Source organism: Candidatus Pantoea deserta, from assembly GCF_003813865.1.
In the GTDB taxonomy this organism is placed as follows: Bacteria; Pseudomonadota; Gammaproteobacteria; order Enterobacterales; family Enterobacteriaceae; genus Pantoea; species Pantoea deserta.
Genome location: NZ_RMVG01000055.1, coordinates 1 through 1,595 on the forward strand (window position 1 = coordinate 1; position 1,595 = coordinate 1,595).

General features: G+C 62.9%; 2 protein-coding genes. Both read left to right on the plus strand.

What is annotated here, in order from left to right; genetic code table 11:
* On the plus strand, positions 1-709 hold a 709-nt coding region (locus BBB56_RS23330; RefSeq protein WP_148085455.1), incomplete at its 5' end, for a DsbA family protein.
* Between the two features lies 1 nt (position 710).
* Positions 711-1,595 (plus strand): conjugal transfer pilus assembly protein TraU (traU, locus tag BBB56_RS23335; RefSeq protein ID WP_123803262.1); only part of this gene is annotated, 885 nt, incomplete at its 3' end.

Consider the following 1,595-nt stretch of genomic DNA (forward strand, 5'->3'; position numbering starts at 1 on the left):
GAAAACGCAGATCGGCGAGATTGCAGCGGACTACCTGCGCGCGCACCCGGAAATCCTGATTGAGATGAGCCAGAAGCTGCAGGCGCAGTCGCAGGAGAAACAGATGGCCTCCGCCGCCGGCGCGGCGCTGAAGGAGCAGGACGGGCTGCTGAACGATCCGACATCTCCGGTGCTGCACCCGAAGGGCGACGTCGCGGTCATCCAGTTCTTTGACTACCAGTGCATCTACTGCGCGAAAGTCGCCCCGACCGTGGAGCAGTTCATCAGCCAGAACCCGAACGTGCGTTTCATCTATAAAGAGTGGCCGATTTTCGGCAGCCGCTGGCCCGCATCGGTACAGGCGGCGAAAGTTGGCCTGTCTGTGTACAGGAAAGGCGGCGCAGAGGCGTACCACCGCTATCACGCCGCGCTCTACGCGACCGGCCACAACGAAGGAAAGTTGCTGGATGAAGACATCCGTCAGGCGGCGGTGAAGGCGGACGTGACCACGACGCCGAAAGCGGAGGTTGAGGCAACGGCTGCGACGCTGGAGAACAATAACCAGCTGGCCCGACGCCTCGGCATTCAGGGTACGCCTGCCTTCTTTATTATGCCGGTCAGCAGCGGTGCCACGGCTGAGAACGTCAGCGTTATCCCGGGGGCAACCGACCAGCAGGCGCTGCAGGCGGCGGTGGAAAAAGCGCGCGGCGGCGTGAAGAAAGGAGGCTGACATGGCCTGGCGCACGGTTTTACTGGCGCTCGCGGTGTGGGTCTGCCAGCCGGCCGCGGCGGCAGACAACGGCAAAACCTCCCTGACCTGCGAGGGCCGCTGGGTCAACCCCATCACCGACGTGTGCTGGGAGTGCCTGTTCCCGATGAGTATTGGCAGCGTGCAGGTTTCGGCCGGATCGCTGCCGGATACCGAAAACCCGCCATCGCCGATTCAGTTCTGCCCGGCGCCGCCCCCCATATTTGAGCGACCGGGCATCGCGATTGGCTTCTGGGAGCCGTTTGCGATGACCGACGTGACGCGCTCGCCCGGCTGCATGGTGAACATGGGCGGCTTCAACATCAACATCCCAAACACCGGCACCGGCACCGGCACGAAAATGGCGAATGAGCACCCGGGCACGTTCTATCACGTCCACTGGTACAAGTACCCGCTGATCTCCTGGCTCAGCATTATTACCTCGGACATGTGCATGCAGGGCGGGGAATATGACATCGGCTACCTCTCGGAGCTGGACCCGACCTGGCAGAACGACAACCTGGCGCTGTTCCTGAACCCGGAGGTGATACTGTTTGCGAACCCGGTGGCGCAGATGGCCTGCGCGGCGGACGCGGTGGTGGCGGGCGTGAGCAAGCCGATTGATGCGCTGTTCTGGTGCGCGGGCTCGCACGGCTCAATGTACCCGTTTACCGGCAACATCGTGAACGAGTCGAGCGGGCTCAACAGCGGGGCGCTACTTTCCGAGCGCATGGACTTCAAGCTGCACCGCGAGGGGCTCATCCTCGACACCGTGCCGCAGAACACCGCCGTCTGCTACGAGTACCCGTCCGCGATCATGCCGAAAAGCCGCTACCGCTATCAGATGGTGAACACCATCCCGGACGTA